This window comes from Streptomyces sp. NPDC048417 (genome assembly GCF_040651615.1).
Classification (GTDB): domain Bacteria; phylum Actinomycetota; class Actinomycetes; order Streptomycetales; family Streptomycetaceae; genus Streptomyces.
In genome coordinates, this window is sequence record NZ_JBEZKI010000017.1 from 234,955 (window position 1) to 260,592 (window position 25,638).

The 25,638-nt window shown below is 71.1% G+C and carries 17 protein-coding genes, 1 tRNA gene and 2 pseudogenes; 7 read left to right on the plus strand and 13 right to left on the minus strand.

Going from position 1 to position 25,638, the window contains the following annotated elements; genetic code table 11:
* Positions 1–80: 80 nt before the first annotated feature.
* The 4 genes from AB0D59_RS27005 to AB0D59_RS27020 form a co-directional block, all read right to left on the minus strand.
* Positions 81–2,243, minus strand: a complete 2,163-nt coding sequence (locus tag AB0D59_RS27005; RefSeq protein ID WP_362570274.1) for a fructose-specific PTS transporter subunit EIIC — start codon at positions 2,241–2,243, stop codon at positions 81–83.
* 247 nt (positions 2,244–2,490) lie between these two features.
* The gene (gene pfkB, locus AB0D59_RS27010) at positions 2,491–3,438 is read right to left on the minus strand and encodes a 1-phosphofructokinase (RefSeq protein WP_362570354.1); all 948 of its coding nucleotides are present in this window, start codon (positions 3,436–3,438) and stop codon (positions 2,491–2,493) included.
* Positions 3,439–3,485: 47 nt separating this feature from the next.
* A complete protein-coding gene (locus AB0D59_RS27015; protein WP_362570277.1) occupies positions 3,486–4,247 on the minus strand; it encodes a DeoR/GlpR family DNA-binding transcription regulator in 762 nt (253 codons plus the stop codon).
* Between the two features lie 257 nt (positions 4,248–4,504).
* Positions 4,505–6,106, minus strand: coding sequence for an MFS transporter (locus AB0D59_RS27020; protein ID WP_362570280.1), 1,602 nt, complete (start codon positions 6,104–6,106; stop codon positions 4,505–4,507).
* 62 nt (positions 6,107–6,168) lie between these two features.
* Between AB0D59_RS27020 and AB0D59_RS27025 the strand changes: the two genes are divergently transcribed.
* Positions 6,169–7,137, plus strand: coding sequence for a YafY family protein (locus AB0D59_RS27025; protein ID WP_362570282.1), 969 nt, complete (start codon positions 6,169–6,171; stop codon positions 7,135–7,137).
* A 195-nt stretch (positions 7,138–7,332) separates the two neighbouring features.
* On the opposite strand, the gene AB0D59_RS27030 is transcribed toward AB0D59_RS27025, so the two are convergent.
* Positions 7,333–7,953 (minus strand): TetR family transcriptional regulator, encoded by a 621-nt coding sequence (locus AB0D59_RS27030; protein WP_362570357.1) that lies wholly within the window; start codon positions 7,951–7,953, stop codon positions 7,333–7,335.
* 764 nt (positions 7,954–8,717) lie between these two features.
* Complete coding sequence (locus AB0D59_RS27035) at positions 8,718–9,719, minus strand: sigma-70 family RNA polymerase sigma factor (RefSeq protein ID WP_362570285.1); 1,002 nt, start codon at positions 9,717–9,719, stop codon at positions 8,718–8,720.
* Between the two features lie 241 nt (positions 9,720–9,960).
* Here AB0D59_RS27035 and AB0D59_RS27040 point away from each other — a divergent pair, with 241 nt between their 5' ends.
* Positions 9,961–10,479 carry an N-acetyltransferase family protein gene (locus tag AB0D59_RS27040; RefSeq protein WP_362570359.1) on the plus strand — a complete coding sequence of 173 codons (519 nt, stop codon included), beginning with the start codon at positions 9,961–9,963 and terminating at the stop codon, positions 10,477–10,479.
* Between the two features lie 109 nt (positions 10,480–10,588).
* Here AB0D59_RS27040 and AB0D59_RS27045 read toward each other — a convergent pair.
* A pseudogene (locus AB0D59_RS27045) lies at positions 10,589–11,402 on the minus strand (class III extradiol ring-cleavage dioxygenase).
* Between the two features lie 123 nt (positions 11,403–11,525).
* Here AB0D59_RS27045 and AB0D59_RS27050 point away from each other — a divergent pair.
* Positions 11,526–12,041: a MarR family transcriptional regulator gene (locus tag AB0D59_RS27050; RefSeq protein ID WP_362570288.1), complete on the plus strand. Its 516-nt coding sequence runs from the start codon at positions 11,526–11,528 to the stop codon at positions 12,039–12,041.
* Between the two features lie 103 nt (positions 12,042–12,144).
* On the opposite strand, the gene AB0D59_RS27055 is transcribed toward AB0D59_RS27050, so the two are convergent.
* Positions 12,145–13,683: an MFS transporter gene (locus tag AB0D59_RS27055; protein WP_362570291.1), complete on the minus strand. Its 1,539-nt coding sequence runs from the start codon at positions 13,681–13,683 to the stop codon at positions 12,145–12,147.
* A 245-nt stretch (positions 13,684–13,928) separates the two neighbouring features.
* Complete coding sequence (locus tag AB0D59_RS27060) at positions 13,929–14,579, minus strand: TetR/AcrR family transcriptional regulator (RefSeq protein WP_362570294.1); 651 nt, start codon at positions 14,577–14,579, stop codon at positions 13,929–13,931.
* Positions 14,580–14,851: 272 nt separating this feature from the next.
* Here AB0D59_RS27060 and AB0D59_RS27065 point away from each other — a divergent pair, with 272 nt between their 5' ends.
* From AB0D59_RS27065 to AB0D59_RS27075, 3 genes are all read left to right on the plus strand, one after another.
* Positions 14,852–16,159: a M6 family metalloprotease domain-containing protein gene (locus AB0D59_RS27065; protein ID WP_362570297.1), complete on the plus strand. Its 1,308-nt coding sequence runs from the start codon at positions 14,852–14,854 to the stop codon at positions 16,157–16,159.
* Between the two features lie 227 nt (positions 16,160–16,386).
* Positions 16,387–17,970: an IclR family transcriptional regulator C-terminal domain-containing protein gene (locus AB0D59_RS27070; RefSeq protein WP_362570300.1), complete on the plus strand. Its 1,584-nt coding sequence runs from the start codon at positions 16,387–16,389 to the stop codon at positions 17,968–17,970.
* Positions 17,971–18,040: 70 nt separating this feature from the next.
* Positions 18,041–18,113: transfer RNA gene (locus AB0D59_RS27075), tRNA-Arg, on the plus strand.
* A 91-nt stretch (positions 18,114–18,204) separates the two neighbouring features.
* Here AB0D59_RS27075 and AB0D59_RS27080 read toward each other — a convergent pair.
* The 4 genes and pseudogenes from AB0D59_RS27080 to AB0D59_RS27095 form a co-directional block, all read right to left on the minus strand.
* Complete coding sequence (locus AB0D59_RS27080; RefSeq protein ID WP_362570303.1) at positions 18,205–18,633, minus strand: type II toxin-antitoxin system VapC family toxin; 429 nt, start codon at positions 18,631–18,633, stop codon at positions 18,205–18,207.
* Positions 18,630–18,902, minus strand: coding sequence for a hypothetical protein (locus AB0D59_RS27085; RefSeq protein ID WP_362570304.1), 273 nt, complete (start codon positions 18,900–18,902; stop codon positions 18,630–18,632). Before AB0D59_RS27085 ends, AB0D59_RS27080 begins: the two co-directional genes overlap by 4 nt.
* 453 nt (positions 18,903–19,355) lie before the next feature.
* Positions 19,356–19,666: pseudogene (locus AB0D59_RS27090) on the minus strand (tyrosine-type recombinase/integrase); the annotation flags it as partial.
* A 1,218-nt stretch (positions 19,667–20,884) separates the two neighbouring features.
* The gene (locus AB0D59_RS27095; RefSeq protein ID WP_362570307.1) at positions 20,885–22,366 is read right to left on the minus strand and encodes a hypothetical protein; all 1,482 of its coding nucleotides are present in this window, start codon (positions 22,364–22,366) and stop codon (positions 20,885–20,887) included.
* A gap of 214 nt (positions 22,367–22,580) precedes the next feature.
* Here AB0D59_RS27095 and AB0D59_RS27100 point away from each other — a divergent pair, with 214 nt between their 5' ends.
* Positions 22,581–25,598, plus strand: a complete 3,018-nt coding sequence (locus tag AB0D59_RS27100) for a BTAD domain-containing putative transcriptional regulator (protein ID WP_362570310.1) — start codon at positions 22,581–22,583, stop codon at positions 25,596–25,598.
* Positions 25,599–25,638 lie beyond the last annotated feature (40 nt).

The following is a 25,638-nucleotide window of genomic DNA, read 5'->3' on the forward strand; positions in this document are numbered from 1 at the left end:
TTTGGTCCCGGACCGTGACGTATCTCGCAGGTGCCGTGAACAACTCACAGCGAATCAAAGGGACAAGAGGGTGCGGGTGATCAGGCCGCGACGGGCTGCTTGGTCTCCTTCGTGGTGGCGGCCGGGCCGGCCGCGGAGCCGCCCGCCGGGGTCTGCGCGGCCGGCTTGCGCAGGCCCTTCAGGATGACGACCAGGGCCGTGGTGACACAGACACCGGCGGCGATGGCGATCAGGTAGAGGAACGGGTTGCCGATCAGCGGGACCACGAAGATGCCGCCGTGCGGGGCGCGCAGGGTGGCGCCGAAGGTCATCGACAGGGCGCCGGTGACCGCACCGCCGACCATCGAGGACGGGATGACGCGCAGCGGGTCGGCGGCCGCGAACGGGATCGCGCCCTCGGAGATGAAGGAGGCGCCCAGGACCCAGGCGGCCTTGCCGTTCTCGCGCTCGGTCTCGGTGAAGAGCTTGCCGCGCACGGTGGTGGCCAGGGCCATCGCCAGCGGCGGGACCATGCCGGCCGCCATGACCGCGGCCATGATCTTCATCGCGGAGTCACTGGGGTTAGAGACCGCGATACCGGCGGTGGCGAAGGTGTACGCGACCTTGTTGACCGGGCCGCCGAGGTCGAAGCACATCATCAGGCCGAGCAGGGCGCCGAGCAGGACGGCGTTGGTGCCGGTGAGGCCGTTCAGCCAGTCCGTCATGCCCTTCTGGGCGGACGCGATGGGTTTGCCGATGACGACGAACATCAGGAAGCCGACGATCGCCGAGGAGATCAGCGGGATCACCACCACCGGCATGATGCCGCGCAGCGACGCCGGGATGTTGACCTTCTGGATGCCCATCACCACCGCACCGGCGATCAGACCGGCCGCCAGGCCGCCGAGGAAGCCGGCGTTGATGGTGAGGGAGATCGAGCCGCCGACGAAGCCGGGGACCAGGCCCGGCCGGTCGGCCATGCCGTAGGCGATGTATCCCGCCAGGACCGGCACGAGGAAGGCGAAGGCCACGCCGCCGATCTGGAAGAACAGCGCGCCCCAGCTGTCGGCCTGCGTCCACATGAAGTGGTCCATGACCGACGGCGCCTTGTTGATCTTGTATCCGCCGATCGCGAAGCCGATGGCGATCAGCAGACCGCCGGCCGCGACGAACGGGACCATGTAGCTCACGCCGGACATCAGCCACTTGCGCAGCTTGGTGCCGTAGCCCTCGCCGACGTCCCCGGCGCGTTCGACCGGCGTGGCCGGCGCGGAACCGGAGGTCGCCTCACCGCGGGCCGCCTTCTCGCGGACCTCGCCGATCAGTTCGGCGGGGCGGTTGATGCCCGCCTTGACGCCGACGTCGACGGTCGGCTTGCCGGCGAAGCGGTCCTTGTCGCGGACGGGCACGTCGTGCGCGAAGATCACGCCGTCCGCCCCCGCGATGACCTCGGGGTCGAGCCGGGTGAAACCGGCCGAGCCCTGCGTCTCGACGACGAGTTCGACGCCCGCCTCGCGGCCCGCGTTCTCCAGGGACTCGGCCGCCATGTAGGTGTGGGCGATGCCGGTGGGGCAGGAGGTTACGGCGACGATACGGAACGGGTGCTCGGCAGTCGTGTCCGCGCCGGAGCCCGGGGCGGGCGCCTGCGCCGTGTCTGCCGCTGCGACGCCGGCGGAGGCCGCCGCCGGCGTCGCAGCGGTGTTCTGGGAGGCGCTCACGGCGCCCTCGGCGGCGCTCGCGGTGCCCTTCGAGCCCGCGCCGGCGCCCGTGCCACCGGCGCCTGTGTCACCGGCGCCCGCGGCCTCCGCGCCCTTCGCGGGTGTCTCGTCCCCGCGGATCAGCGCGGCAGCTGTCTCCGCGTCGCCCGCCGACCGCAGCGCGTCCGTGAACTCGCTGTTCATCAGCTGGCGGGCCAGCGCGGAGAGGATCGTGAGGTGGGCGTCGTCGGCGCCGGCGGGGGCCGCGATCAGGAAGACGAGGTCGGCGGGGCCGTCCGCCGCGCCGAAGTCGATGCCGGCGGCGCTGCGCCCGAAGGCCAGCGTCGGCTCGGTGACGTGGGCGCTGCGGCAGTGCGGGATGCCGATGCCGCCGTCGAGACCGGTCGGCATCTGGGCCTCGCGGGCGGCCACGTCGGCGAGGAAGCCCTCCAGGTCGGTCACCCGGCCCAGGGCCACCATGCGCTCGGCGAGGGCGCGCGCCGCCGCTTCTTTGGTGTCGGCGGACAGGTCGAGATCGACCAGGTCCGCGGTGATCATGTCGCTCATCGCGGGCTCCAATGCACGCGTGTCGCCCGGGATGTGGGGTGGGCGAGGGTGGGGACGGGGGTGCCGTGGGGGGCGGGGTGGGAGACGGGGCAGGGGAAGCCCCGCCTCCCGGGGACGGCAGGGCGGCTCAGGGTGCCCCGTCGACCCGTCGGCGCGGTGAGTAAGGAGGAACCTCGCCGCTCCTGGGCGGGTTGTGGAAGGGCGGCGCCGGTGAGAGACGCGGCCGCGTAAAGGGTCGTACGAGCGTTCATGACACCGGCTCCGTCAGGTCGCGGTCGACGGGGACGCGGTCGGTGACGGTCACCGCCGTGGGGTCCAGGTCGGCAGGGGTGGGCATGACGCTGCCGGGCAGTTGGACGGCGGCGGCACCGTGGGCGACGGCGGAGGCGAGGGCCTTGGGGCCGCTGCCGCCGGCGATGAGGAATCCGGCGAGGGAGGAGTCGCCGGCACCGACGTTGCTGCGGACGGTGTCCACGCGGGCGCTCGCGAACCAGGCGCCCGCGTCCTCCACGAGGAGCTGGCCGTCGGCGCCCAGGCTCGCGAGGACGGCGCGTGCGCCCATACCGCGCAACTCCTCAGCCGCCTTCAGCGCGTCGCCGACCGTCGCCAGGGGGCGCCCGACGGCTTCCGCGAGCTCCTCGGCGTTCGGCTTCACCACGTCCGGGCGCTCGCGCAGCGCTTCCAGCAGCGCACGCCCCGAGGTGTCCAGCGCGATGCGCACGCCCCCGGCGTGCGCGCGGGCGACCACATCGGCGTACCAGGACGGCGCGAGCCCCCGGGGCAGGCTCCCGCAGCACGCGATCCAGTCCGCGTCACGGGACTGCTCGCGCACCGTCTCCAGGAGCAGCTCCTGCTCCGCGCGCGAGAGTTCCGGGCCCGGCGCGTTGATCTTGGTGAGCACCCCGTCGGACTCCGCGAGGGCGATGTTCGAGCGGGTGGCTCCGGCGACCGGGACCGGCGCGACCTCGATGCCCTGCGCGTCCAGCAGGTCGGACACGAGCGCGCCGGGCGCACCGCCCAGGGGCAGCACGGCGACCGTGCGCCGGCCGGCGGCCGCGACGGCGCGTGAGACGTTCACGCCCTTGCCGCCGGGGTCCATGCGCTCGCCGGTGGCGCGGATGACCTCGCCGCGCTCCAGGGAGGGGACCTCGTAGGTGCGGTCGAGGGAGGGGTTGGGGGTGACGGTGAGGATCATGGCCGTACCGCTCGTGCCGTTCGTCGCGCTCGCGCTGTTCGTGGTGCTCATGCTCGTACTACTTCCGTGCCGCCGCGCTCGATGGCGGCGGCGTCCTCGGGGCTCAGCCCGCTGTCGGTGATCAGCAGGTCCACGTCGTTCAGGTCGCCGAAGCGGGCGAAGTGCTCCTGGCCGTGCTTGGCGGAGTCGGCGAGCAGGACCACCCGGCGGGCCGCGGCGACGGCCGCCCGCTTGACCGCGGCCTCGGCGAGGTCGGGGGTGGTGAGGCCCTGGTCGGCGGAGAAGCCGTTGGCCGCGACGAAGAGGACGTCCGCCCGGATCTCGCTGTACGCGCGGAGCGCCCAGGCGTCCACGGCGGCGCGCGTGCGGTGCCGTACGCGTCCCCCGACCAGATGGAGCTGGATGCCCGGGTGGTCGGCGAGACGGGCCGCGATCGGCAGGCTGTGCGTGACGACGGTGAGGGACGCCTCCAGCGGGATGGCCCCGGCCAGGCGGGCGACCGTCGTGCCGGCGTCGAGGATCAGGGTGCCCTCGGTCGGCAGTTCCGAGACGGCGGCCTTGGCGATGCGGTCCTTCTCGTCGGCCGAGGTGGACTCGCGTTCGGCGAGGTCCGGCTCGAAGTCGAGGCGGCCCGCCGGGATGGCACCGCCGTGCACCCGGCGGACCAGACCGGCGCGGTCCAGGGCTTTCAGGTCACGGCGGATCGTTTCTGCGGTGACCTGGAACTCCTCGGCGAGGGACACGACGTCCACCCGGCCGCCGTCACGGGCGAGCCGGAGGATCTCCTGCTGCCGCTCCGGTGCGTACATGCCCTGCGCCTCCGCTCCAAGATACGTCCGAGTGGCGTCCGACTCATGTCCGACTGCGTCCGACTCGTGCCCGAACTTGTGGTTTCGCTGGAGGCTACGCCCGGATTTCCAGAAAGTAAACAGGTTCGGGCACGGATCGGGCGCGATCGGACTTCCGTGCTGTTCGGAGGGGGCGGGCGGGGAGCGCGGGAGACTCCCTCGCGCATGCTGAAGGGCCCGGCGCCGGGAGGCGCCGGGCCCTTCAGCAGGGGGCGCGCTCAGTGGACGAGCGCGCCCTCCTCCTTCGCTCGCGCCGGGAGTGGCTCCTGCACGCCGTCGCCTTCCAAGTGCTGCGCCGGGCGCTTCGGCAGGGCGGACATCAGCAGGAACATCACGGCCATGACGGCGGCCACCCAGAGCAGCGCGTGCTGGAAGGCGTGCACGAAGGCCGGGGCGAGCCGGGTGGGGGTCAGGCGGTCGTCGACGACGCCGAAGAAGACGACCGAGACCAGGCCGAGGCCGAGCGCGTTGCCCATCTGCTGCACGGTGTTGATCAGTCCGGAGGCGGAACCGGCATGCTCCCGCGGCACCTCCGACAGCACCGCGTCGGTCAGCGGGGCGACGATCAGACCCATGCCCGTACCCATCACGACCAGCGGCAGGGCCATCTGCCAGGAGGCGATGGCGAGGCCGTAGCGATCGGACTCCCAGATGTAGAGCAGGACGCCGAGGCCCATCACCAGGGCGCCCGCCTGGAGCACCTTGCGGCCGAAGCGCGGGACCAGTTTCTGCACGGACAGGCCGGCCGCGACGGAGACGGCGATCGAGAACGGCACCCCGGTCAGGCCCGCGTGCAGCGGGGTCCAGCCGAGGCCGTCCTGCATGTACAGCGTCCAGACCAGGAAGAAGATGCCGAGCGCGACGCCGAAGACGGTCTGCACGGCGATGCCGGCGGCGAAGCTCTTCACCCGGAACAGGGACGGTTCGATGAGCGGGGAACCGTCGCGGGCGGCCTTGCGGCGTTCGTACACCACCAGCGCGCCGAAGACGACGAGCGCCCCCGCCATCGACGCGTATCCCCAGAGCGGCCAGCCCAGCTCGCGGCCGCGGGTCAGCGGGTAGAGCAGCATCAGCAGGCCGAGGGTCACCAGGGCGACACCGACGAGGTCGAGCTTCAGGGCGTGCGGGGCCTTGGATTCGCTGATGTAACGGCGGCCGAGGAGAAGGGCCGCGATGCCGACCGGGAGGTTGATGAGGAAGATCGGGCGCCATTCGAGGCCAAAGAGGTTCCACTCCGTCAGGAGGGCGCCGAGCAGCGGGCCGGAGACCGCGCCCAGGCCGACGATCGCGCCGAACAAGCCGAAGACCTTCCCTCGTTCGTGCGCCGGGAAGGTGGCGTGCACGATCGACAGGACCTGCGGGACCATCATCGCGGCCATGCCGCCCTGCAGGATGCGGGCGGCGACCAGCATCTCCGGGTTGGCGGCGAAGCCGCACAGGGCCGAGGCGAGGGTGAAGCCCGCGACGCCGATCAGGAACAGACGCTTGCGGCCGTGAATGTCACCGAGGCGGCCGCCGGTGATCAGGCCGGCGGCGAAGGCCAGGGCGTAACCGGCGGTTATCCACTGGATCTGACTGAAGGAGGCGTGGGCGGTCCGCTGGATGGACGGGATGGCGATGTTGACGATCGTGACGTCGACCAGGTCCATGAAGGCGGCGGTCATGACGATGGCCAGGGCCAGCCAGCGGTGCGGGGCACCGGGGGCGGCCGACGTCTCCACCGCCGCCGGGGTCGCTGTGGTGGGTTGCCTGCGGGTTCGTCGTGGTTGAGTGCGCAGTTCCCCGCGCCCCTTTGCGGCGTTGTCGTCAACGGAAGTCATGCCGTCAAGGTAGGACGCGAGTAGGTCAGATCCTGTCCTAGTCGTACGGCATCCTCTGGTGCATGACGACAGACACTCCGGCTCGGCTGCTCCAGCTCCTGTCTCTGCTCCAGACGCCGCGTGAGTGGCCCGGCGGTGAACTCGCCGAACGGCTCCGGGTGTCCCGGCGCACCGTGCGGCGGGACATCGACCGGCTGCGGGAACTGGGGTATCCCGTGGAGGCCAGCAAGGGGGCCGACGGCGGGTACCGGCTGGTCGCCGGGAAGGCGATGCCGCCGTTGCTGCTCGACGACGAGGAGGCCGTCGCCATCGCGGTCGGGCTGCGCGCCGGTGCGGGACATGCCGTGGAGGGGATGGACGAGGCGTCGGTGCGGGCGCTGGCGAAGCTGGAGCAGGTGCTGCCGGCCCGGCTACGGCACCGGGTGGCCACGCTTCAGGCCGCGACCACGCCGCTGACCAGCGGGGACGGGGCGAGTATCGCGCCGGAGACACTGACCGTGATGGCCTCGGCGGTGGCGGGACGGGAGCGGTTGCGGTTCGCCTACCGGGCGGCGGACGGAAGCGAGACGCGGCGGCAGGCCGAGCCGTACCGGCTGGTGTCGACGGGGCGGCGGTGGTACCTCGTGGCGTACGACCTCGAACGCGATGACTGGCGGACGTTCCGGGTCGACCGGGTGAGTGAGCCGTTCGCGACCGGGGCGCGGTTCGCTCCGCGGGAGATGCCGACGGGGAGCGCGGCGGAGTATCTGCGGCAGTCGATCCAACGGCAGCAGGAGACGTACGAGTTCGTGGTCGCGTTCGCCGGGACGGCGGAGGAGGTGGGGGGCCGGGTGCCGAGGTGGTTGGGGACGCCGGTGGACGAAGGGGGTGGGTGGTGCGTGGTGCGGGGAGCCGGCGGGGATCCGATGGAGTGGCTGGCGGTGCGGCTGGTGATGGCGGGGTGCGAGTTCGTGGTGCGGGAGCCTCGGGAACTCGTGGAGTGCGTGAGGGAGTTGGGGGCTCGGCTGGTTCGGGCGGGTGGGGGTGCGTGAGCGGGCGGGCGGGGGCGCCTCCCAGGCCTTTCAGACAGGGGAGGCCCCTTCAGCCGCTGGAGGCCCCTCCGGGCACCGGAGGCCCTTCGGGTGCCGGGGAGGCACGACTGCCCACAGCCGGCTTGAACGGCCGTACCGGCTACGCCTGCTCCGCCTGCTCCGCCCGCCCACAGCCGGCTTGAACGGCCGTACCGGCTACGCCTGCTCCGCCCGCTCCGCCCGCTCCGCCCGCTCCGCCCGCTCCGCCCAGGCGAACCCGCGCAGATCCCCCAGGTTCCGCAGCGCCAGCGCCGCCGGTCCCTCCGCGCCCGACGGGGACGCCGTGCCCGCCGCCCAGGACTCCACCGCCACCCGGACCGCCGCGCCGGCAACCGCCGAGGTGAAACGGAGGTGAGGAGTGGGGGCAACGTTGTCGGGTGTGGTGCGCTCCGCCAGGATCGTCGCCAGGAGGTCTTCCGAGGACTGGCAAACCTCCGCCCACACCTTGCGCAGGGCCGGGCTGGTGTCGGCGAGGTGGATCAGGGTGCGCACCCATTCCCAGGACGCCGCGGAGACGCCCACGCCGGGGGTCAGGGTGTGGTGGACGGCGTGTTCGAGTGCCTCGGGGACCGAGAGGGCCGCCGGGGCCGACCGTACGGCCTCCGCCCAGCGCTGGGCTCCCGCCGCGTAGAGCGGGGCGACCGCCTCCTCCTTCGTGGCGAAGTAGCGGTAGAACGTGCGGGGGGCGATGCCGGCGGCGTGGGCGATGTCCTCGGCGCGGGTGGCCCGCAGGCCCTGCCGTACGAAGAGGCCCGCGGCCGCCCGGGCGATCTCCATCCGGGTCTCGGCCTTGCGCCGCTCTGTCAGGGAGACACCGGGAAGGTCCTGCCGAGGGGTGTTGCCGGTGGTGCTGGGGGTGCTCACCTCGGCAGGCTATGCCGCTATGGCAGAATCTGCCATCCGGTGGTTCACCCCGTGGTTCAGGTACGGGGTGGGCCGCCGTTCCAGCATGCCGGGGTGCGACAGGACCCGGCAGACACGCCGAGCCGTATCGAGCAACCGCAGACCAGTCGCCGGGCAATCGCCGCTCAATGGAGCCCAGCAATGGAGCCGGGCTCCGGCACCCCGGGGGGGTTGGGCGCCGAAGCCCGGCTCTGCGGAAGTCCCGGCGCCGGGGGGACGGCGCTTCGGGACATGGCTCACTGAGGGGTCGTCATACGTCGTCGTCAGAGGTCGGCGCAGGCTGTCCCGGGAGTCGAGCAGGCGAAGTCCGCCGAGAACGGATCCTCCAGCGGACCCTCCGAAGCAGACTCACCGAAGCCTGCCCTCCCGAGTCGGCTCTCCTGATGGAGCCGACCACCACCCCGGCCGGAGCCCTCAACTCTCCGGCTCGAAGTGGTTGTTCCCTACACGCGGAGCCTTGAAGCGGCGGTAGCGCGCCATGTTTGCGCCGTCTTCCGCCACCCGGCGCACGCGCTCGGCGTGAACGGTTCCACGCGCGCCCCCAGGCTCGCGAGCCCGCACCCACCCGGGAGTCCCCACGGCCCCACGAACCCCTGCGGCCCCGGGAAGCCCGCTGCGCACGAGCCCCTCACACTCCCTTACGCCGCCGGCTCGAACCCCGTGCTGCGGGCCAGCTTCTTCAGCTCCAGCAGCGCGTGCTTCTCGATCTGGCGGATGCGCTCGCGGGTCAGGCCGTGCTCCTTGCCGACCTCGGTCAGCGTGCGCTCGCGGCCGTCCTCGATGCCGTACCGCATCTTGATGATGGAGGCCGTGCGCTGGTCCAGGCGGCCGATCAGGTCGTCCAGTTCCTCGCTGCGCAGGAGGGTCAGGACGGACTGCTCGGGGCTGACCGCCGACGTGTCCTCGAGGAGGTCGCCGAACTGGGTCTCGCCCTCGTCGTCCACCGACATGTTCAGAGAGACCGGGTCACGGGCCCAGTCGAGGACGTCGACGACGCGCTCGGGGTTGGAGCCGAGCTCGGCGGCGATCTCGGCGGGCTCCGGGTCGCGGCCGTGCTCCCGGTTGAACTCCCGCTGGACGCGCCGGATCCGGCCCAGCTCCTCCACCAGGTGCACGGGGAGCCGGATGGTCCGGGACTGGTCGGCGATGGAACGGGTGATCGCCTGGCGGATCCACCAGGTGGCGTACGTGGAGAACTTGAAGCCCTTGCGGTAGTCGAACTTCTCGACGGCGCGCACCAGGCCGGCGTTGCCCTCCTGGATCAGGTCCAGCAGGGGCAGACCGCTGCGCGGGTAACGTCGGGCGACGGCCACGACCAGGCGGAGGTTGGAGCGGATGAAGACGTCCTTGGCCCGCTCGCCGGCGGCGACGAGCGCCTCCAGCTCCTCGCGGGTGGCGTCCGACCCGGACTCCTCCTCGCCGTCGAGGACCTGCCGCGCGAACACCCCCGCCTCAATGGTCTGGGACAGCTCGACTTCCTTGGCGGCGTCGAGCAGCGGTGTGCGCGCGATCTCGTCGAGATACATGCCGACCAGATCGCGGTCGGCGATCTCGCCGCCATGGACGCGGCGAACACTGCTTGCCGAGTCGGCCGTCTCGCCGGTGGCGGACTGACGACGGGCGACGGCACGGGTTGCCATGCGGTGCTCCCTTGCGATGGTGGGCGGGCGGGGTGGTCCTATCCGGTTCTTCTCGGTCTTCCGATGGATGCTCGGCGCTCGGCACGCGGCGCCGCGGAAGTCCACTTCTCGAACTCCCGGCGTCCTGGTCGGGTGCCCGGCATCCGAAGGAAACAACGACTGGAATCCGGACAGAATTCCCATGCCTCCCCCCGATTTTTCTGATCATGCAGTACCCTGTGCGACCAACCGAGGGGGCATGATGTCGTCGGAACGTACAGAGGTGCAGGTCAGGCCGGGAGTCGAGGGGGATCTCGAAGCCCTCACGAACCTCTACAACCACTACGTACGTGAGACGTCCATCACCTTTGACACGGCGGTCTTCACGCCGGAAGAGCGTCGTGCGTGGCTGCTCTCCCACCCGGAAGACGGCCCGTACCGGCTGATGGTTGCCACGTCCGCGGACTCACAGGAGATTCTCGGGTACGCCACATCCAGCCCTTACCGAGCGAAGCCCGCCTACGGGACCTCGGTGGAGACCACGGTCTACGTCGCCCCGGACGCCGGCGGGCGCGGCGTCGGCACGCTCCTCTACGAAGCCCTCTTCGAGGCGCTCGCCGGCGAGGACCTGCACCGCGCCTACGCGGGTATCGCGCAGCCGAACGAGGCGTCCACCCGGCTGCACGAGCGCTTCGAGTTCCGGTACGTCGGCACGTACCGCGAGGTGGGCCGCAAGTTCGGCCGCTACTGGGACGTGGCCTGGTACGAGCGGCCGCTCTAACCGCCGGTACAAGCAGCCGGTACAAGCAGCCGGTACAAGCCGCCGCTACGAGCAGCCAGTAAAAGCCGCCGCCGGCGGCGGCGGTCGGCAGCGATCGGCAGCGGTCGGCTCAGCCGAACTGCACCGACCGCTTCGCCATCCCCATCCAGAACCCGTCGATCACCGACTTCTGCGCGTCCAGTTCGCCGCCGGCCTCCGCCGCGCCCATGGTGACGAAGAGCGGGGCGAAGTGCTCGGTGCGCGGGTGGGCGTAACGGCCGGCCGGGGCCTTGTCGAGGAAGTCGAGGAGGGCGTCCCAGTCACGCTCCTCCAGCGCCCGGTGTCCCCAGTCGTCGAACTCCGAGGACCAGGAGGGCACCCCGGCCCCGGTGTGGCGCAGGGCGGCCAGGTTGTGGGTGAAGAAGCCGGAGCCGACGATCAGCACGCCCTCCTCACGCAGCGGGGCGAGCCGGCGGCCGATCTCCATCAGGCGGACCGGGTCGAGGGTGGGCATGGAAATCTGCAGGACAGGGATGTCCGCGGCCGGGAACATCTCCACCAGGGGCACATAGGCGCCGTGGTCGAGTCCGCGGTCCGGGATGTCCTGCACGGGGGTGCCGGGGGCGCGCAGCAGCTTGCGTACGGACTCGGCGAGCGCGGGCGCGCCGGGGGCCGCGTACCGCACCTGGTAGTAGTGCTCGGGGAAGCACCCAGAAGTCGTAGACGAGGGGGACGGTCTGTACGGCACCGAGGGCGAGGGGGGCCTCCTCCCAGTGGGCGGAGACCATCAGGATGCCCTTGGGGCGGGGCAGACCGGCGCTCCATGCGGCCAGTTCGCCGGGCCAGACCGGGTCGTCGGCGAGCGGCGGCGCGCCGTGGCTCAGATAGAGGGCGGGCATGCGCTCCCCGGCAGCGGCGGATCGCTCCTGTGCGGCGGCGGTCATGACGGCGGCTCCCTCCACGGACGGGAACCCCCAGGGCCCCATGTTTTAACTCTCAAGCTTTTCGTGGAACACCCTACGCCCCACTTGTTTAACCTTCAAGGAGAGGCTCGTACAGTGGGATACATGAATACGGCATCCACATCCGCGACCGCCGCACGGCACCGTTGGCTCAGCGACGACGAACAGCACGTCTGGCGCTCGTATCTGCACGCCACGACCCTGCTGGAGGACCATCTGGACCGTCAGCTCCAGCGGGACGCGGGGATGCCCCACATCTACTACGGCCTGCTCGTCGCGCTCGCCGAGGCGCCCGGGCGGCGGCTGCGGATGACCGAACTGGCCATGGGGGCGAAGATCACCCGGTCCCGGCTCTCGCACGCCATCGCGCGCCTGGAGAAGAACGGCTGGGTACGCCGGGAGGACTGCCCCTCCGACAAGCGGGGCCAGTTCGCCGTCCTGACCGACGAGGGCTCCGAGGTACTGCGGCGTACCGCGCCGGGCCATGTGGCCGCCGTACGGCAGGCGCTGTTCGAGCGGCTGACCCCCGAACAGCAGCAGGCCCTCGGCGAGATCATGCAGATCGTCGCCGAGGGCCTGCAGCCCAACGAAGCGGGCGCGGACCTGCCCTGGCTCCGCTGAGGAGGCTCAGGAAGCTCAGGACAGGTCCGCGTGCGGGTACCCGGTCGACCGGTGGTGGCCGGTCAGTGGTCGCTCAGTGGTCGCTCAGCGGTCGCTCATTGGCTCAGTGGGCGACCACCGGGATCGCCACCTCGTCCTCCGCGCCCTCACCCGAGGCCACCGTCGTGGTGTCCGGCTTGCCGGCGTTGACGAAGGTCACCACGACCACCGCGGCCAGCACCAGCATGCCGACGGCGACCCAGATCGCGTTGGCGTAGCCGTGCACCGCGCCCTCCATCTGGACCAGCTGCTGCTGCGACTTGGAGGTCGCGGTGGCGATGTGGTCCTTGATGTACGACGTCGTCGCGGACGCGGCGATCGTGTTCAGCAGGGCGGTGCCGATCGCGCCGCCCACCTGCTGCGAGGTGTTGACCATCGCGGAGGCGACACCGGCGTCCCTGGGTTCGACGCCGAACGTGGCCAGGGACATGGCCGGCATGAACGCCGTACCCATGCCGAGACCGAGCAGCAGCATCGCCGGCAGGATCGTCGAGGCGTACGACGAGCCGATCTCCATCTGCGTCATCACCAGCATGCCGGCCGCGGCGACCAGGAAGCCGGGGCCCATCAGCGCCCGGGCCGGGACCCGGGTCATCAGACGGGTGCCGATCTGGGTGGAGCCGACCATCATGCCCGCGATCATCGGCAGGAACGCGAAGCCGGTCTTGATCGGCGAGAAACCCTTGATGACCTGGAGGTAGTAGGTGAGGAAGAGGAACGTGCCGAACATCGCGATGATCGCGATACCGAGCGAGAGGTAGATACCGCCGCGGTTGCGGTCGAGGACCACGCGCAGCGGCAGCAGCGGGGCCTTGACCCGGGTCTCGGTGACGACGAACGCCACCAGCAGCACCACGGAGGCGACGAACAGGCCGATGGTGGTGGCGTCGCCCCAGCCGTCGGACTCGGCGCGGGTGAAGCCGTAGACCAGGGAGACCAGGCCGAGGGTGGACAGGAGCACGCCGGGGATGTCGAGCGGGTTGCGGTTACGGCCGCCCTCCGGCTCGCGGATGACGAAGTACGCGCCGAGCGCCGCGACGATGGCGAACGGGATGTTGACGAAGAACGTCCAGCGCCAGTCCAGGTACTCGGTGAGCACACCGCCGAGGATGAAGCCGACGGCGCCGCCGCCACCGGCGATCGCGCCGTAGATGCCGAACGCCTTGGCGCGCTCCTTGGCGTCCGTGAACATCACGGCGAGCAGGGAGAGCGCGGCCGGGGCGAGCATGGCGCCGAAGACGCCCTGCAGGGCGCGGGCGCCGAACATCATGGCGCCGCTGGTCGCCGCGCCGCCGAGCGCGGAGGCGGCGGCGAAGCCGGTCAGGCCTATGACGAAGGCCCGCTTACGGCCCCACAGGTCGGCGATCCGGCCGCCGAAGAGCAGCAGACCGCCGAAGGCGAGGGCGTAGGCCGTGACGACCCACTGCCGGTTGCCGTCGGAGATGCCCAGGTCGGTCTGGGCGGAGGGCAGTGCGATGTTCACGATGGTGGCGTCGAGGACGACCATCAGCTGGGCGAGCGCGATGAAGACGAGCGCTTTCCAGCGGTTGGCGTCACCGGACTGCGCCGGTGCGCCGGGAGCCTTGGCGGCTGTTTCGGACATGGGGGTACCCACTTCGTGACTTCGTGAATGCTTGACGGAAAGTCGGTGCTTCGTGACGGAAAGGCGATGCTTCGCGACGGAAGGTCGGCGGTTCGGAACGGAAGGTCGGCGTTCGTGACGGAAAAACGGATGGGTGGAGCGCAGACGGTGGTCGGCGCGGATCAGGGGGCGCGCCGGATGAAGGACCGGTGCTCGGTCCGGAACTGATCGGCCCCCTGTGGGACGGTGCGGTCGCTCTCGGTCGTTCAGGCCTGGCGGAGGTCCTCCATGGTCACGGCCGTGCCCGGCAGGCCGGAGCAGGCCGGGGCCCGCAGTCCGTCCAGGAACAGCTGCAGAAGACGGTGGACGAAGCGGTCGCCGACCAGGCAGTCGGTGCCGAACGGGGGTCGGCTGAGCTGAGCCACGGCGATCATCACGTCGCCGACACCCACGTCCGGACGGAGCTGTCCGGCCGCCTTGGCGCGGTCCATGAGCTGCGCGATGAGCTGCTCGCACCGCTCGCGCGCCGCTTCCAGGTCGGGGTGGTTCTTGTCGAAGGTGCTGGAGACCATCGGGCACAGCGCGCTGACCCGCTCGTCGGCGGAGGCGTGCACGAACCGCTCCAGCGCCCCGAAGGCGTCCCCGCTCTCCGCGAGCGCGAGCTCGGCCGCTTCCGACGTCCGGTCCATCACGGAGCAGACGACCTCGCGGACGAGCGCGTCACGGTCGGGGAAGTTGCGGTACACCGTGGCGTTGCCGACGCCAGCCCGGCGGGCGATCTCGTCGAGCGGCACGTCGGGGCCGTACTCGGTGAACATCTCGCGGGCGGCGGTGACGATCCGCTCCCGGTTGCGCAGAGCGTCGGCGCGAGGCCGGGGCGCCTTGCGCACGGTGGGGATGGCGGTCGCGGTCTGCACGGCGCACTCCTGGTCTTGGTCTGGGTGATGCTCTGGGCTTCCACGATCCGGGGATCCGCTCCCCGTTTCGCGCGGACACAGGTCCAAACGGGGAGAGGGTCCCCGGTTATTTCCCTACCTTCCCCAAACTTCATGTGACCTGAGTCACGCCTTCTGCCGCGGTGAATCCCACGATCGGCCTCTCCAGCGCGCGCCCAACGCCCCGTCGACACAGGGTGATCGAAAGGGTGCAGCCGGAAACCGGCGGCTGCCGTGGAGCGGAAGGTCCATGCATGCAGCCGCAGCCCCGCCGCCCGATACCCGCGGACCGCCGGCGCCGGATAGGCCCCCGCCGTGCGGTCTCCCTCGCCGCCGTGACCGTGCTGATCCTCGCGGTCGGCACCTCGGCGGGCAGCGGGCACCCCACGGCGGCGCCCACGCCGGCCGGCGCCGGCCCGATCGCGCTGGCCCGCTCCTCGGTCTACGGCCCCTGCCTGATCAGCGGCGGCCACGAGGTCCAGATGACCGAGGGCGTCCCCACCCCGGGCGGCTACTCCCGCTCCACCGGCACCGTGCACGCCCTGACCCTGATGGTCGACTTCTCCGACGCGCCCGGCCAGGGCAGCGCGCTCGACCGCTACCACGAGTTCTTCCCGCAGACCCAGGACTGGTTCCGCACCGCCTCCTACGGCAAGCTCGACTATCAGCCGGCCGCCCCTGTCGACCACTGGCTGCGGATGCCCAAGCCGTTCGCGGCGTACGGCATAGAGCGCGGCGCCCCCTTCGACCCCGGCTACCGCCAGCTGGTCCAGGACATCGTGGCCGCCGCCGACCCGGACGTGGACTTCCGGTCGTACGACCTCCTGAACGTGCTGATCACCCCCAACGCCGGCCCCTCCGCCCTGGACACCGTGCTGTCGGTGACCTTCGCCGGCAACTCCGACGCCCCGGTCGCCGACGGCGTCCCGGTCGCCAACGCCTCCTTCGTCTACTCCCGCCAGGACGACGGCTCCGGCTCCTACCCGCAGACCGGCTACCGGGTCCTCCCCCACGAGAACGGCCATGTCTTCGGCCTGCCCGACCTCTACACCCAGGAGGGCGGGGGCGCGGTCGGGCACTGGGACATCATGAGCGAGGACTGGGGCACCGACAACGACCTCCTCGCCTGGCACAAGTGGAAGCTGGGCTGGCTCGACGCCGACCAGGTCAGCTGCGCGGCGGCCCACGGCACCACCGACCACACGCTGACCCCGCTCGCCCGCGCGGGCGGCCAGAAGCTGGTCTTCGTCCCCGTCGACACCCGCACCGGCTACGCCCTGGAGGTCCGCACGAAGGGCGGCAACGACGAGGAGGTCTGCCGCCCGGGCGTCCTCATCTACAAGGTCGACGCGAACGTCGACACCGGACGCGGACCGATCAAGGTGTACGACGCCCACGGCGACACCGGCGGCTGCACCCGCAGCCCCAACGTCCAGGCGGAACTCTCCGACGCGCCGTTCGGCCCGGGCGAGACCTTCAAGGACCCGAAACACGGGATCGAGGTGCGGGTGTTGGGGGTGGACGCGACGGGGGACTACCGGGTGCGGGTCGCTCGGGGGTAGGAGGGCGTGGGGTGGGGGAAGGGGGCGACGCAATCGTGGCACCGGTCGCGGAGCCGCCGGACCCGGCATGAAGTCATGGCACCCGGCGCGCAGCCGCCGGACCCGGCATGAAGTCATGGCACCCGGCGCGGAGCCGCCGGACCCGGCGCTGATCGGCTCGGGCGCCCACGGTTTACGGTAGGCGTGCCCCGATCGAGGCCCGTGCTGATGGCCGTACCGGAGAGTCGATGACCGCCGCCGCCCCCCTGCCCTTCTCCACCGCACCGCACGAGCCGCCCGCCGAGGCGGTCGCGCCGCTGATCCGGGGCGTGGCGGTGCTGGAAGCGCTGACCGAGGCGGGCGGGACCCTGAGCGCGAGCGCGCTGGAACGCCGTACCGCCCTGGCCCGTTCCACGGTCGACCGGATCACCGCGACCCTCGCCCGCATGGGATACGTCCGCCAGGCCGGCCGGGACGCGGTGCTCGCCCCGCGCGTGATGGAGCTCGGCAACGCCTACCTGGCCGCCCTCCGCCTGCCCGCCCTCCTCGACCCGTACGCCGACGCGCTCGCCGACGAACTCGACGAGTCGGTCTCGCTCGCGGTCGCCGACCGGGACGGCATCCGTTTCATCCACCAGGCCACCCGCCGCCGCGCGATGTCCGTCAGCTTCCGCATCGGCGACCTGCTGCCGGCCGAACGCACGGCCCCCGGCCCGCTGTTCGCGGCGGACTGGACGGAGACGGAGTGGTCGGCCTGGCGGGCCCGGCGCGCGGCGGACCCGACCGACGCGGGTTTCCCGGCCGTACCGCCCCGCGGCCCCGGTGTCGGGGACGGCTTCGAGGCGAGGGCGGACCGGGCCCGCGGGGACGGCTGGGCCCTGGACGACCAGCTGATCGAACCGGGTCTGGTCGCGGTGTCCGTCCCCGTCCGCGACCCGGCCACCGGCAGGGTCGCCTGCGTGGCCAGCGTCGTCAGCCACACGAGCCGTCACACGGCGGCGGACCTGCGCGCCACACTGCTCCCCCGCCTGCGCACGGCGGTGGCGGCGATGGAGACGGAACTGCGCGAGGCCCCGCCGCCGCGGCCGGGCCCGCCGCCCTCCGGCCTGGCCGGCTGGACCACGGCGTCCAAGCACGCCTTGGGCCGCGACTTCGTGGAGTCACTGGCCCGCGGGCTGACGGTCCTCACGGCGTTCGGCGAGGGCCGCTCGGCCCTGACGCTGACGGACGTGGCGAAGGCGACGGGCCTGGCCCGGGCGACGGCCCGACGGGCACTGATCACGTACGAGCACCTGGGCCTGGTGACCGCGGAGGGCCGCACGTTCGCCCTCACCCCCCGGGTGCTGTCCCTCGGCTACCCGCCGCTGTCCCGCACCACCCTCGCCCGCCTGGCCACCCCCCGCCTCCGAGCCCTCACGGACCGCCTGCACGAGCCTGCGGCCCTGGCCGTACTGGTCCCGGGGACCGACCCGCCGGAGATCCAGTACATCGCGGTGGCGACCGCGAGCCGCGTCCTGACCGTGGACATCACGGTCGGCACCCGCCTGCCGGCGGCCCGCACCTCCCTCGGCCGAGCCCTCCTCGGCCCCGACGAACCACGCGGATACGCCCTGGCGGACGAGGAGCTGGAGTCGGGTCTGCGCTCGATCGCGGTACCGGTACGCGACCGCACGGGCCGCCCGGTCGCCGCCCTGAACGTGGCCACCCACGCGGCCCGCCGCACCCTGGCGGAATGCGTGACAGAGCTCCTCCCGGAACTCCGCGCCACAGCGACCCGCATCCAGACCGACCTGCACACCGCCTCCCGCTTCACCCGCGTCCCACCCTCGTGACACCCCCACACCCCACCAACCGAATCCGGTACGCTGACGCCTGTGGCCCACACGGCCACGATCCACCTTCGCCTTCGTAGCTCAGGGGATAGAGCACCGCTCTCCTAAAGCGGGTGTCGCAGGTTCGAATCCTGCCGGGGGCACAGAGAAACGCCTGGTCAGAGGCCCTTCCGTCCGTCGGACGGGAGGGCCTCTGCGGTTGCAGCACACGTACGGTACCGACGCCGCGGCCGCCTACAGTTGCTGCTCCCACGGATTGACCACCAGAGCCCCGGTCCGGGCCATGTGCTTGATGTTGCGTGTGGCCACCGTCCAGCCGTTGGCCAGGGCAGTGGCGGCGATCAGGGCGTCCGGTGCGTCGATGCTGGTGCCGGCGGCCTTGAGCGTCTTGTGGATGGTGAGGTAGGCCGCCGCTTCCGGTTCGCCGACCGGTGCGATGCGGTCACGGAATTCGTGCCGTACCGCAGCGAGGGCTTGTGCGTAGCGGGCTTGCCTTACGGGATCCGGGGCGGCGGCAACGCCGGCCTCGATCTCGGCCACGGTGATCACGCTCAAGAAGCGGTTGGGGCGGGCCGTGGACCGGAACCAGGCCAGGACGCGCGGGTCGGGCTTCGCCCGGGTCGTGAGCTCGGCGACGACATTGGTGTCGAACAGGTAGATCACTCGGCGTCCGTCTGCGCATCGTAGGAGCGGGCGCCGAACTCCAGACCCTCGAAGGGCCGGGAGAGCAGGAATTCCTCGAAGCCGTCGTTGCTCAGCGTCACCCAGCGGTGCAGCATCTCGGGCAGAGCCTCGATCTCCGTGTCGGCGAGTTCCGCGTCGAAGTGCCGACGCTGGTCCTCCGGCAGGGACTCCCGGATGTCACGGATGGTCCGCAGCGGATGCGACGACGGGCGCGGCGGGTGAGGCACACCGCTCGGAGCTGTGGTCATCGGCATCCCCTCCGCATGCATCGGGCTGCGTACTGCTGCTGGTCCCAGGCTACGGGTTTCCGCCTGCCCGCTCACAACTTTGGGACGAGAGCGGGGCATCCGTCAGCCTGGCCGCCGAGCGACAGCGGCAGTTCTTACGGCGTCCGCCTGGTCGTCCTCGTCAACAGGTACCGCCCCCAACCAAGTGGCCGGCCGGAACGGATTCGGCACACATGAGGCCGGGAATGGCTGGGAACACGCGAGAACCGTGGAGGAGTGATTTCGCAGGTCAGGTGCACTGGAGGCTACATTTACGCAGGTCACAGCCTCGCCCAGGGAAATCTCCTAAAGCGGGTGTCGCAGGTTCGAATCCTGCCGGGGGCACACGACTAAGGGCCAGCTCAGGGGCGTAATCCCCTCGAACTGGCCCTTTGCCATGATCGCGGCCGTGCCACACCCGTGCCACAAGGCCCGCTAGGAGTCCGTCTCGCCCCGTTCCTTGCGGATTATCGAGCCGAGTCGATCGGCGATCTCACGGTCACGGCCGTTGACCATGTGCTGATAGATCAGCGCGGCGCGGGTGTGCTGTGGCCCATCCGCGTCATCAGCTCACGCAGGCTCGCCCCGGAGGCGGCGAGGGTGTTCCCGGTGTGCCGTAGATCGTGGAAGTGCACGTCCGTCGTGATGCCCGCCTTGGTCCGCGCGTTGATCCAGTCGTCCCGGAAGTTGCTCCGCCGGAGCCGGCCGCCCTGGGGACCGACAAAGACGTGCCCGTCACGGCCAGGCCCGGCGAGCCCCGGCTGCGCTCCGCTCCGCCGGGCGCGCTCCCGGCTCCGCTGCGGGCGCCGCTCCTGCCTCCGGCCCGCTCCGCCCGCGCTGCGCCAACGCGCGCCCACATGTGGATAGGACCGGTGGTCATGAGGCGATTACCGCAGAGCGCGGCCGACGTTCAAGACGATGCCTCCGGCGGGGGATCCGGCACCGGGATGGAGGGGGCGCCGTTCCCGATCGCGGGCCCGTGGTGGCGTGCGCGGGGTGCTGCCATCCCGTCCACCATCGACCCAGGCAGAGCCGAGCAGACGCGGCCCATGGCGTCCAGGTCGTTCGTACAGTGGCGCGCTCCACCTGGACGCCATGAACCACGCCCGCTCCACGGTGTGTGGGTCGGCGGCGGACGGGATGGCAGCTGGGGCGAGCGGTGGGCAATGAGGGGAGCAAGGACGCCACCACGGGTGCAGCAGCTGACCGAGACGACCGGTCGGTGCCGTCGCTCATGCTTCACGGGCTTGTGCGGGAGTTGTCTCCCCCTGTTCTATGTGCCGCATGACACAGCGATCTTTCGTGGGCGAGATCAAGCGCCGCTTTAGCCCGCATCCTGCTCAAAAGCCAAGAACGACCTGGCAGAGACTAAATAGAGCGAAAACAGATTCAGGCTGGCCGCTACTGGCGCTCAATTTTTTCATTTTCACCCTCTTTGCTGCAGTTTTTATAGATTCGGCAATCTCGGTGCGTGCGTTCTCAGCCTTCTATTGGTGGTTGAGCGTCGGCTGCATCCTTGGCCTCTTGCGGACCGGGCAGGTAATGGTGTGCGTCGCCAGAGGCGGGGCAGGACAGCTCGCACCACAGGCGCCCGGGTCCTTGCCAGGAAACAACAGGTACCGGGGTAGGCATACGTGACGTCCGGACATGGCCGGAGCGCTGCACACTCCGCAGTGCGCATCGAGGAGTCGTGGCACGGTCCACGGGCCGTGCCACTCTCGTGCCAGAACGGACGGGAACTCGCGGGGAACTGGGGTTCACAGCGGTGCGCTCCGGCAGCCCCGATCAGGCTGCCGAATCCGCAGGTCACGCCTGTGATCACCCAACCTCGCTCCTAAAGCGGGTGTCGCAGGTTCGAATCCTGCCGGGGGCACAGAGAAACACCAGGCCAGGAGCCCTTCCGCCCAGCGGACGGGAGGGCTCCTGCGCTTGCAGCACACATATTGCATCCAGTTCCACGTCCGCTACATGCCCTGGAGGCAGGCGTCGGCGAGGGCGCGGGCCTCGTCGGCCCAGGCGGCGAGACGACGCAGGACGGCGGCCCGTTCTGCGAAGAAGCGGTGGGTGTCGGCAGGCGGGTTTCCGTGGATGGCTGTGGTGCCGAGGGTACCGGCGGCCCGGGCGACCATGTCCGGGACGAGCCAGGCCCACTTCACCGCGGTCATCACCATGCCCAGCCGTACCAGGCGGGGCTCGATGCGGCTGCCCGACTCGTGCAGCCCGGTCACGTATCCCTTGAACACGGCGGCGTCCAGCCCGGCAAAGTCTGCTGCCGGGCGGAGCAGGTCCAGGGCGAGGTTGCCCATGTCGCTGCCAAAGGGGGCGTACCCGGCCATGGACCAGTCGATCGCGGTGACGGGTACGGAGGTGCCTGGGTTCTCCGGGACGCCGAAGAGGTTGTTGGACCATGCATCGTTGTGGCAGACGGTGTGCGGCAACGCCTCCCAACAGCCGACGAACTCCTCGCGCTGGCCGTGCGCACGGCGGGCGTAGTCGCGGATCGTCGCATCAAGGTGTTCGGCGACCAACGGGTGCTGCCAGGCGTGGTCGTCCTCCAGCAGCGCCCAATCCACCCTCCCCGCCCAGCCGTCGAGATACGCGCGCAGGGACCCGGTGCCCCACGGACCATGCCGGTGGCCGACGCCCAGGCCGCCCTGCGCCAGCCCGAAACGGCGAGCCGCCGCCCAGTACTGCGCGGGCGTCCAGCGGCGGGCCAGCGTCCCTGCCACGTCCTCCAGCCACAGCGCAACGCTGCGCTCGTTCCGGTCGACCCGGGCCAGCAGCTGAGGCAGCCGGATCCCGGCGTTCGCGTATGGGGCGGGCAGTCCTGCGGTGTAAATCTCAGGCTCACGCCACCAGCCGGCGCCCGTGTCGTGGCCGGGCCGGAGCAGCTTCAGCACCGCACGTCGACCGTTCGCAGCCGTGACGCGCCAGACCCCCTCCGTGACGCCCGTCATGCGCCCGTGTCCCAGTCGCACGGTCTCCCGCACCGGTGCGCCCAGCACGCGCTCGGCCTCGGCCGCCGACGCCATGTCGAAGTCCTCCGGCTTGTCCACAAGGGCCATCACCGGGGTTCCGCCCAAGTCCGTCCTGGACTTGCGGGCGCCCACCGTGAGGTGGCTCGGTCGGCGCTCTGCGCGGAGCACGGCGCGGGCCGCCGCGAGAATCTCCTCGTCCCTCTCCACCTCGGAGCCCGTCAGGGCCTGGACGAGCCGTGTCCGCCATACGTCGGGGTCGGTCTCGTAGGCGTCCAGGACTCGTATGCCGTAGCCCCCGCACACGCCGCTGCCGCCATCCCCGCTGCGAGCGCCGCCGCCGCGCAATCGTCGGTGGACGGCCTCCTTCAACCCGATGTAGACGTCGTGGACGGTTCCGTGTGCCGTGCCCGTAAGTCCGGCCGCCGCTCCTGCCGCCAATGCGGTGGCCACCAACTCTGCCTCGGTCACTTGGCCCCCCTTCGGTTGTGCGGGTTGTGCGATGTCGTGCCCGTCACCCTGGCCGGAGGTGCTGCAATGCTGATGAAATTCCGATGGTGTACGGGAGTGGGGGCTCGGGGTGGACGGGAGATCTCCTCAGCGGCTTCGGATCGAGGTGCTCGGTCCGTTACGGGCCTGGCGGGGCGGAGCACGCCTGGATCTGGGGCCCGTCAAGCGGCAGGCCGTGCTGGCCGCGTTGCTGCTCCGCCAGGGTGTCGTGGCGAGCCATGAGCAACTGCTCGACGGGGTGTGGGGGTCGGAGCCACCGGCATCCGGAACCAAGGTGCTGGCCAGTCATGTCAACCCGCTGCGCAGGACGCTCGACGCGGAGGGCATCCGGCATACCGAGTCGTTGATCCGTAGCGGCAAGGGCTGGTACCGGTTCGTCGTCGAAGACGTCCGGCTCGACGTGACGGAGCTGATCGAGCGGGGCCACGAGGCGCTGCGCACCAAGGCGTCGGGCGACCTGGCCGCCGCGACGGACCAGTTGTCCGCAGCGCTCGCGCTGTTCCACGGCGAGCCCTTGGCCAACCTGCCGGGACCGTTCGCGCAGGCCGAGCGGGACCGGCTGCTGGAACGTCGGCGAACGCTCCGACTGGCCCGGCTCGAATGCCTGGTGCTGCTCGGCCGGTTCACCGATGCCCTGGACGACCTCGGTGCGCCGTCCGCCTCCGATCGGTACGACGAGTCGCTGCTGGCATGGCGCATGCGGGCGCTGTACGGCTGCGAGCGCCAGGCCGAAGCGCTCAACTCCTACCAGGAGATGCGCACACGCCTTCGTGACGAGCTCGGCGTCGACCCCGGTGACGAGCTCCGCCGGGTGCATGAGGCGGTGCTGCGCCAGGACAACGCCCGCCTCCTCGTTCCGGCGACGCCTACCGCACAGACGCACGTTTCCCAGCCCGTCCTGCGCAGGGATCCAGCAGCGGCCACGCCCGCCGAACTGCCCCATGATGCCGCGGGATTCGCCGGCCGCACCGGCGAACTCGCCCGACTGGACGCCATGCTGCCGCCGGAGCAGGGCGGCCAGGGGCTGGCGAGCACCGTGGTCATCTCCGCCATCGGCGGCGCCGCCGGTATCGGCAAGACCGCTCTGGCGGTGCACTGGGCGCACCAGGTGCGCGATCGCTTCCCCGACGGTCAGCTGTATGTGAACCTGCACGGATTCGACCACGACCGGCCGCCGCTCGAGCCCGGCGAAGCCCTTGAACTACTGCTGCGGGGCCTGGGACTCACGGCGTCGGAGATCCCCGCCAGTGACGAGGCCCAGGCCCGCGTGTACCGGACGCTGCTGTCCGGCCGACGGTTGCTGCTCCTACTGGACAACGCGGCTTCGGCGGAGCAGGTCCGTCCGCTGCTCCCGGGCAGCCCGTCCTGCTGCGTCGTCGTCACCAGTCGCAATCGACTCGGCGATCTCGTCGCCCGCGACGGTGCGCACGCCCTGCCGCTGGGCCTCCTCCTGCCGGACGAGGCCCGCGCACTACTGGGCCAGGCACTCGGAGCGGACCGGCTCTCCGCCGAACCACTCGCGGTCGACGAACTGATCCGTTTGTGCGGCAGCCTTCCGCTGGCGCTGCGCGTGGCCGCTGCCCGGCTGGCGGGCGATCCGGGCCTGCGCATGGCCGATCTTGTCGCCGAGTTGTCCGAGGGCAACCGCCTCGAGGCACTGGGGCCGGACGGAGACGACAACTTCCCGTTGCAGACGGCCTTTTCCGTGTCCTACCGAGTCCTGGCTCCTGCCGCTCGCCGGCTGTTCCGCCTACTGGGCCTGTTCCCCGGACCGGAGTTGACCGCCGAGGTCGCGGCCGCCCTCCTGGACGTACCTCTGCAGCAGGCCCGCCGCCTGCTCAGCGCCTTGGCCACGGCGCACCTCATCGAACCCGCGGCAGCGGGCCGATACCGTTTCCATGACCTTCTTCGTGAGTACGCGCAAAAGCGTGCGCAGGCGGAGGAAACGGCAGCGAAGCGTGGCGCCGCGTCGAAACGCGCCCTGATCTGGTACCTGAACGCCGCTCGCGCGACCTCGGGAACCTGGCTCTTCCCGGAGCTGCCCCGCGACCTTCGCCACGACGGCCAGCCGGACCTTCCGTCCGTCGGCGGAGCTGCTCAGTGGTTGGACGCGGAGCGGGCGAATCTGCTCGCCGTCATCAACCATGCCGCCCGCCACGGTCCTCGCCCTGCCGCCTGGCATCTGGCCAACGCACTGTTCGGCTACTTCTGGCTCCATCTGCCACGCGCGACATGGCAGACGACCGCGCAGACGGCGCTGGATGCGGCCACGGCCGAGGACGACCTGGCCGGTCAGGCGGCCATGCACAGCAGCCTTGGACTGCTCCAGTCGGACCGAGGGCGCGCCGGGCAGGCGATGCATCACCACACGCGCGTCATGGACATCAGCCGCGAGCTCGACTGGGCGACGGGCCAGGCAGCGGCTCTGGGCGGCCTGGCCCAGGCGGAATGGAGCATGGCACGCCTCGACAGCGCGCACGAGCATGTCGCCACCGGCTTGCGGATCACCCGTGAGGCCGACAACCGCCACCTTGAGGCGTTGGGGCTGGTCGTCCTCGGTGTGACCTGCCGGGATCTGGGCCGCCTGCGCGAGGCTGCTGACCACCTCGAACTGGCCATAGGCCGAAACGAGGAGATCAGCTGGAACGACAACAGCCTGGCTCTGCAGAATCTGGGCTGGGTGTACTGGGAGCTCGGCCGTCTGACCGACGGCCTCGACGTCCTCGGTTCCTCGGTGCGCGCCGACAAGAGGGGCGGATACCGCAACGACCGCGCCATGATGCTCGACGCCGTCGCGAAGATCACTATCGAGCTCGGCCGCCACGCCGAGGCGCTGCAACAGGCCGAGCGTGCCTTGGCCATGGTCAAAGGCAGGGGACGGCGCTGGATTCAGGCCAGCATCCTCACCACGGTCGCTGCCGCCCACCGAAAACTGGCAGATCTCGATCGATCGCTCCTCGCCGGCCGGCAGGCGCTCGTCCTGGCCCGCGAGGCGAGATTTGTCCGCACCGAGGCGGACAGCATCCTGGGGCTCTCCCTGACCTACCAGCAATTGGGTCGCCACCACGAGGCCCGCAGCTACGCCGAGCAGGCGCTGGGCGTGGCACGCGATCACTCGTTCCGCGTGGTGGAGGGCCAGGCACTGACATTGATGCTGATACTCAGGTTCCGGTGGTCGTGGCTCGGGCACTGACTGACGCCCTGCTGGGCTGTCTTCCGGCTGTTCTGTCCGG